At 70.7% G+C, this 6,222-nt stretch carries 4 protein-coding genes; 2 read left to right on the top strand and 2 right to left on the bottom strand.

The annotated features are described in order from the left end of the window. Both VF697_RS36490 and ppk1 read right to left on the bottom strand, forming a co-directional pair. Positions 1–888 (bottom strand): hypothetical protein (locus VF697_RS36490; RefSeq protein ID WP_331102423.1); only part of this gene is annotated, 888 nt, incomplete at its 3' end. 239 nt (positions 889–1,127) lie between these two features. Continuing rightward, positions 1,128–3,290, bottom strand: coding sequence for a polyphosphate kinase 1 (ppk1, locus tag VF697_RS36485; RefSeq protein WP_331102422.1), 2,163 nt, complete (start codon positions 3,288–3,290; stop codon positions 1,128–1,130). A 138-nt stretch (positions 3,291–3,428) separates the two neighbouring features. On the opposite strand from ppk1, the gene VF697_RS36480 reads away from it, so the two are divergent. Together VF697_RS36480 and VF697_RS36475 are read left to right on the top strand one after the other, a co-directional pair. Next, on the top strand, positions 3,429–5,060 hold the full coding sequence (locus VF697_RS36480) for a M28 family metallopeptidase (protein WP_331102421.1): 1,632 nt from the start codon (positions 3,429–3,431) through the stop codon (positions 5,058–5,060). Between the two features lie 104 nt (positions 5,061–5,164). Further along, positions 5,165–6,222: isopenicillin N synthase family dioxygenase (locus VF697_RS36475; RefSeq protein WP_331102420.1), on the top strand; the 1,058-nt coding region annotated here is incomplete at its 3' end.

The following is a 6,222-nucleotide window of genomic DNA, read 5'->3' as shown; positions in this document are numbered from 1 at the left end:
GACCGGGGCCGTCGGCGCGGGGACGACGAGGTAGGAGCCCGTGCCGCGCTGCTGCACCCGCATGCCCTTGGCCTCGAGGCTCTTGAGCCACGCCTGCTGCTCCGGGGTGAGCGGACCGGCGCGCGTGGACTGCACCACCAGGGAGCCGGAGCTCGGGTTGACGACGACCTGGGTGTAGGGCGGGGCGCCCGGGTAGCCGGGCTTCTGGTCCGACTTCAGCAGGTTGGAGACGTGGTACGCGCTGGCACCGAGCAGCACCACGGCCAGGGCGATGTACTGCATCCGCTGGGAGCGCTTCTTGCTCTGCGGCGGCTGGGGCTCTTCCGCCTGGAACGTCACCTTGCCCGCGGCGGGGGCGGCCGCCTTCTTCTGCACCGGGGCGTGGCGGTCCACCGGCTGGTTCGAGGCCGCCTTCACATTGCTGGCGAACTCGATGGCCTCCGTGGTCAGGGTCTCCGCGGTGCGGTCGATGGCGAGCGCCAGCTCCGGCGTGGCGCCGTTGCTGGTGCGCGCGGCCTCCAGCACCCGATCCGTCTCGGCCAGCAGCGCGTCGAGCGCCGCCTGGTCCACGCGGCCCTCGGCCGTCAGGAGCAGATCCGTGGCCGCCGCCAGACGCCAGCGCGCCAGGAGCGCGTCGCGCAGGACATCGGCCACTCCGTCCGCCTGGAGTGCCTCGCGCTCGGGCTGGGTGAGCTTCTCCTGGAGCTTGCGGGCCCCCGGGAGCGACACCGCCAGCGTCAGCCGGCCACGGAGGATCTCCAGGGCCTGCTCCTGCGAGGGCACGTTGCCGGGCCAGGTCGCGGGTTGCTCCAACTTCTTGGGCGCCAGCGCGGCGAGCGCGCTCTCATCCGACGTCGAGGGGAGGGGGGTTTCCTGTTCGTTTGCCATGGGCCACGCGGGTTGACGGGTGCCGCATCATCCGATTGTTGGCCCGGCAAGACAATCGGTCGCCTGTGGGGGGACGGGCGGGAGGAGCAAGCGGCGAGGGCCGGAACGCCCCCGGGCGCATGGTTGCAGGTGCAACAAAGACAGGACTTCCCGGAGAGGACGCACTACCCGGGTGGGAGGACCACCCCCGGGCACCTCTCTCCACCGCCGCTGTCCTCGCCCCGAGCCGGGCCGCTGGCTCAGGGGACTGGCCGGCCCGAGGAGGCCTGCGCCATGCGCAGCGAGCGCTCCATCAGCTCGCCCTGGGCCCAGCGCTTCTCCCCCTCGGGGGCGCGCCGCAGCCACGTCCCGTCCGGCTCGAGCTGCCAGGCGTGCGTGTTGTCGGCGAGGCCCCGGTCGAGCAGATCCCTCACCTGGGCGATGAGCGGGGGCTCCTCCACCGGCACCAGGGCCTCCACGCGGTGGTCCAGGTTGCGCGGCATGAGATCCGCCGAGCCGATGTAGCAGCGCGTCTCCCCCCCCCGCTCGAAGAGGTAGATGCGGGAGTGCTCCAGGAAGCGGCCGAGCGTGGAGACGACGCGGATGTTCTCCGAGACGCCGGCCACCCCGGGGCGCAGGCAGCAGATGCCGCGGATGTTGAGCTCCACCTTCACCCCGGCGCGCGAGGCGTCGTAGAGGGCGCGGATCATCGCCGGGTCCACCAGCGCGTTCATCTTCATCTGGATGCGGGCGGGGTGTTCGGCCGAGTGCGCGGCGGCGGTGCGGCGGATCTCCTGGAGCAGGCCCTCGCGCATGTTGATGGGGGCCACCAGCAGCTTGCGGAAGGACTTGGGGCGGGCGAAGCCGGTGAGGAAGTTGAAGAGGTCCGCCACGTCCGCGCCAATGTCCGGATCCGTGGTGAACAGCCCGAGGTCCGTGTAGAGCCGGGCCGTCTTCGGGTTGTAGTTGCCGGTGCCGATGTGGACGTAGTGGCGCACCCGCTCGCCCTCGCGGCGGACGATGAGGATGGCCTTGGCGTGCGTCTTGAGGCCGGGGATGCCGTAGACGACGTGGACGCCCGCCTCCTCCAGCGCGAGCGCCCACTGGATGTTGGTGCGCTCGTCGAAGCGGGCCTTGAGCTCCACCATGCACACGGCCTGCTTGCCGCTCTCGGTGGCGCGGATGAGGGCGGGCACCAGCGGGGACTTGTCCGAGGTGCGGTAGACGGTCTGCTTGATGGCGAGCACGTCTGGATCCTCCACCGCCTCGTTGACGAAGCGCTCCACCGAGCTGGAGAAGGACTCGTAGGGGTGGTGGACGAGCAGCGCGCCCCGGCGCATGGCCGACATCACCGTGATGCCGTCCGCTTCGCCCTCGGCCCGCAGCCGGGGCTGGGTGATGGGCACCCACGGTGGATCCCTCAGCTCGGCGAAGCCCGGGGTGAAGACCAGGGTCATGAGGTCCGCGAGGTCCAACAGGCCGTGCTCCTCGTAGATCTGCAGCGGCTCCACCCCGAGCGCCTCCACCAGCGGCTCGCGCAGCTTGGGGCTCATCCCCGCCTGCAGCTCCAGGCGGATGACGTCTCCGAAGCGGCGCTGGCGCAGCTCGGTCTGCACGGCCACCAGCAGATCCTCGGCGTCCTCGGAGACGGTGAAGTCCGCGTCGCGGGTGACGCGGAACAGGCCGTAGTCGAGCACCTCCATGCCGGGGAACAGGGCGCCCAGGTGGTGGGCGATGATCTCCTCGAGCGGGACGAAGGCCGTGCTGCCCTTGAGGGGGACGAAGCGCGGCAGCGCCTCCTTGGGGACTTTCACCCGCGCCACGGTCTCCTCCTCGGCGACGGGGTCGCGCAGCAGCACCGCGAGGCTGAGCGAGAGGTTGGAGATGTACGGGAAGTGCCGGCCCAGGCCGATGGCCAGCGGGGTGAGCACGGGGAAGATCTGCTCGCGGAAGCGCTGGTCCACCTGGGCGCGCGACTCCGCGTCGAGCTCCTTCATGCGGAGGATGCGCAGGCCCTTCTCCGAGAGCGCGGGGCGGAGCTGGCGCTCGACGCAGTCGTTGTGGCGCCGGGCCTGCTCGAGGATGCGCGTGTGCAGCTTGTCGAGCGTCTCGCCCGGGGTGGTGCCATCCGGCACCAGCCGGGCCACGCGGTTGCGCACCTGCTCGTGCAGCCGGGCCACGCGGATCATGAAGAACTCATCGAGGTTGCGGGCGTAGATGGCGCAGAATTTCAGGCGCTCCATCAGCGGCACCGACGCGTCCTCGGCGAGCTGGAGCACCCGGTTGTTGAAGGCGAGCCAGGACAGCTCCCGGTTGAAGAAGAGGTTGCCATCCGTCACCTCCGTCCCCGGGGGGATGATGTCCCGCTCGACGGGCTTCTGGGTGCTGCTCCGTCCGGAGGTGGAGGTCGTGCGCTTGGCCATTTGCGTTCTCTTGGTGACGGGGGCGCGATGTAGCAAGCCGGGCCCGGGGGGCAGTGTGAAACTTTGAAGAAACGGGGAAATGATCCGCGCCCCCAGGTGTTGGGGCCGCGCCTTTACCGTCCAGAAAGCGAACCCTCCATGCTGTGTCTTCCCCGCGCCTCCCTTCTCGCCGCGCTCGCCCTCCTCGTCGCGCCCGCCGCCCGCGCCGATGCACCGCCCTCGGACGGAGCTCGCTGGTGGAAGCACGTGGAGTTCCTCGCCCGTGACGCGCTGCAAGGGCGCGAGACGGGCAGCAAGGGCTACCGCGAGGCCGCCGCCTACGTCGCCGAGCAGCTCGCGGCCGCTGGGGTGAAGCCAGGGGCCGGCGAGAGCTACCTCCAGGAGGTGGAGCTGCAATCACGCCGGCTGGTGGAGGAGCGCTCGCGCCTCGCGCTGGTGCGGGGAGGCAAGGAGGTGCCGCTGACGTTGGGCCAGGACGCCCTCCTCTCCTCGCGCGTGGGGGAGCCGGGCCCGGTCGACGCGCCCATGGTGTTCGTGGGCTACGGTCTCTCCATCCCCGAGGCGGGGCACGATGACCTCGCTGGCGTGGACCTGAAGGGGAAGATCGCCGTCATCCTCCAGGGTGGCCCCGAGAAGATTCCGGGTGCGCTGCGCGCCCACCACGGCTCCACGGCCGAGCGGGTAAAGGTGCTGAAGCAGGCGGGGGCGGTGGGCCTCGTCACCGTGCAGAATCCCAAGCTGGTGGAAGTGCCGTGGGAGCGCACCGCGGGAGCGCGCAAGCAGCCCTCGATGATGTTCGCCGATGCGTCGCTCAACGAGGACCAGGGGCTGAAGGTGACCGTCACCGTCAACATGGCGCACGCCCAGAAGCTCTTCGTGGGCGCCCCGCACACGTACGAGGCCCTGGTCGCGCTGGCGAACGCGGACAAGCCGCTGCCGAAGTTCGAGCTGCCCGCGCGACTGAAGGCCGAGCTGGCCTTCGAGACCGCGCCGGTGAAGGCCGCCAACGTGGTGGGGGTGCTGCCTGGGAGCGACCCGATGCTCGCGCGGGAGTACGTGGTGATCTCCGCGCACCTGGACCACGTGGGGGTGGGGGAGCCGGTGAAGGGGGACCGCATCTACAACGGGGCCATGGACAACGCCTCGGGCGTGGCGGCGGTGCTCGAGGTGGCGCGGGCGCTCCAGGCCTCGGAGACGAAGCCGAAGCGCTCGGTGCTCTTCGCCCTGGTGGCGGGCGAGGAGAAGGGCCTGCTGGGCGCGAAGTACTTCGCGGCCCGTCCCACCGTGCCAGCGAGCAGCCTGGTGGCGGACCTCAACCTGGACATGTTCCTGCCCCTCACGGCCTTCACCCACGTGGTGGCCTACGGCTTGGAGGAGTCCACCCTCGCCGAGCCGCTGAGGCAGGTGGCCGCGGCCCACGGGGTGAAGGTGCAAGCGGACCCGAGGCCCCACCGGATGGGCTTCGTGCGCAGCGACCAGTACGCCTTCATCCGCGAGGGCGTGCCGGCGCTGGCCTTCAAGTTCGGCTCCGAGCCGGGCTCGAAGGAGGAGCGCCTCCAGCTGCGGTGGTACCGCGAGCACTACCACGCGCCGTCGGACGACCTCTCGCAGCCGGTGAGCAAGGAGGGCGCGGCGAAGTTCGTCCGGATGCTCGCGGACCTCACCCGCGCCGTGACGGACGCGCCCGAGCGCCCGCGCTGGAATGAGAGCAGCTTCTTCCGTCGTTTCGCCAAGGGGGCGGGGCAGGGGGCCGAGGGCGTCCAGCCGTAGCCTCGTCCGGCTGCCTGCTCGCCTGTTCGCTCCTAATTGGAGAAGGCCCCTCCAAATCCGACGCGAGGCACGGTACACCTGGGGTCGCCATGGCAGATTCCTCGATGAACATCCCGACCCTCGACCTCGCCGATCTCGCGTCCACTGACCCGGCCCGTTTCGAGCGTGGCGCGGCGGCGATCCGCGAAGCGTTCGGCACCTACGGCCTCGTGTACATCAAGAACCACGGGGTCGATATCCAGGCGCTCGAGCGCTTCTACGACGCGTTTGGCGCGTTCATCGCCCAGCCCGAGGCGGCGAAGCGGCCCTACGGGCGCGCGGACATCTGGTACCAGCGCGGCTGGACTCCGCCGAACACCGAGGTCGCCGTCGCGGGCAACGGCCAGCCGGACTTCAAGGAGTGCTACTTCATCGCTCCGTACCCGACGGACGAGTCCGCGGCGATCGAGTTCCCGCAGATCTACCCCGACAACGTGTGGCCCTCGGACGCGCCGCCGTACTTCCAGGAGGGGTTCCTCGGGCTGGGGCGTTCGCTCCATGAGGCCGGGCTGAAGCTGCTGCGCGGCGCGGCGTCGGCGCTCGGGCTGCCGGAGACGACCTTCTCGGACCTGTGTGACAAGGGCCCGCACGTCACGCGCGCGCTCCAGTACCTGCCGCTCACCCCCGCCCAGGTGAACACGAACATCGTCTGGGGCGAGGAGCACACGGACTTCAACCTGCTCACGCTCCTGCCCGGAGGCCGGTTCCTGGATCCGGCGGGCCGGCCGGCCCCGAAGCCCGATGACAAGAGCGGGCTCTACCTGCGCACGCGCGCCACGCCCGCCGAGCCCAACGGGCAGCTGGTGCGGGGCACGGCGCCCGCGGGGTGCATCGTGGCGCAGGTGGGCCAGCAGCTGGAGATCCTCACGGGCGGCACGTTCCTCGCGACGCCGCACGTCATCACCGCGCCGGGCGTGTCGGGCTGGCAGCGTCAGTCGGCCGCGCACTTCATGCACGTGCACACGAGCACCGTGCTCTTCCCGCTGCCGAAGTTCCGCACCGTGGAGGTGGCCCGGAACTACGCGCCGCCGGTGCTCGCGGGCACGTACGACATCAAGACGCTGGTGGACATCGGCCTGGCGCCCGCGAGCGCGCTCGATCAGCTCGGTTATCGGCACTACGA

This window comes from Archangium sp. (assembly GCF_036388035.1).
Lineage (GTDB): Bacteria > Myxococcota > Myxococcia > Myxococcales > Myxococcaceae > Archangium.
The sequence above is the reverse complement of the archived record's forward strand: the minus strand, read 5'-3'. Positions and strand labels throughout refer to the sequence as shown.

What these genes read in the sequence shown, in the direction of transcription:
- ppk1 (WP_331102422.1), bottom strand. Translation starts at nt 3,290, where the DNA reads ATGGCCAAGCGCACGACCTCCACCTCCGGACGGAGCAGCACCCAGAAG.
- VF697_RS36480 (WP_331102421.1), top strand. Translation starts at nt 3,429, where the DNA reads ATGCTGTGTCTTCCCCGCGCCTCCCTTCTCGCCGCGCTCGCCCTCCTC.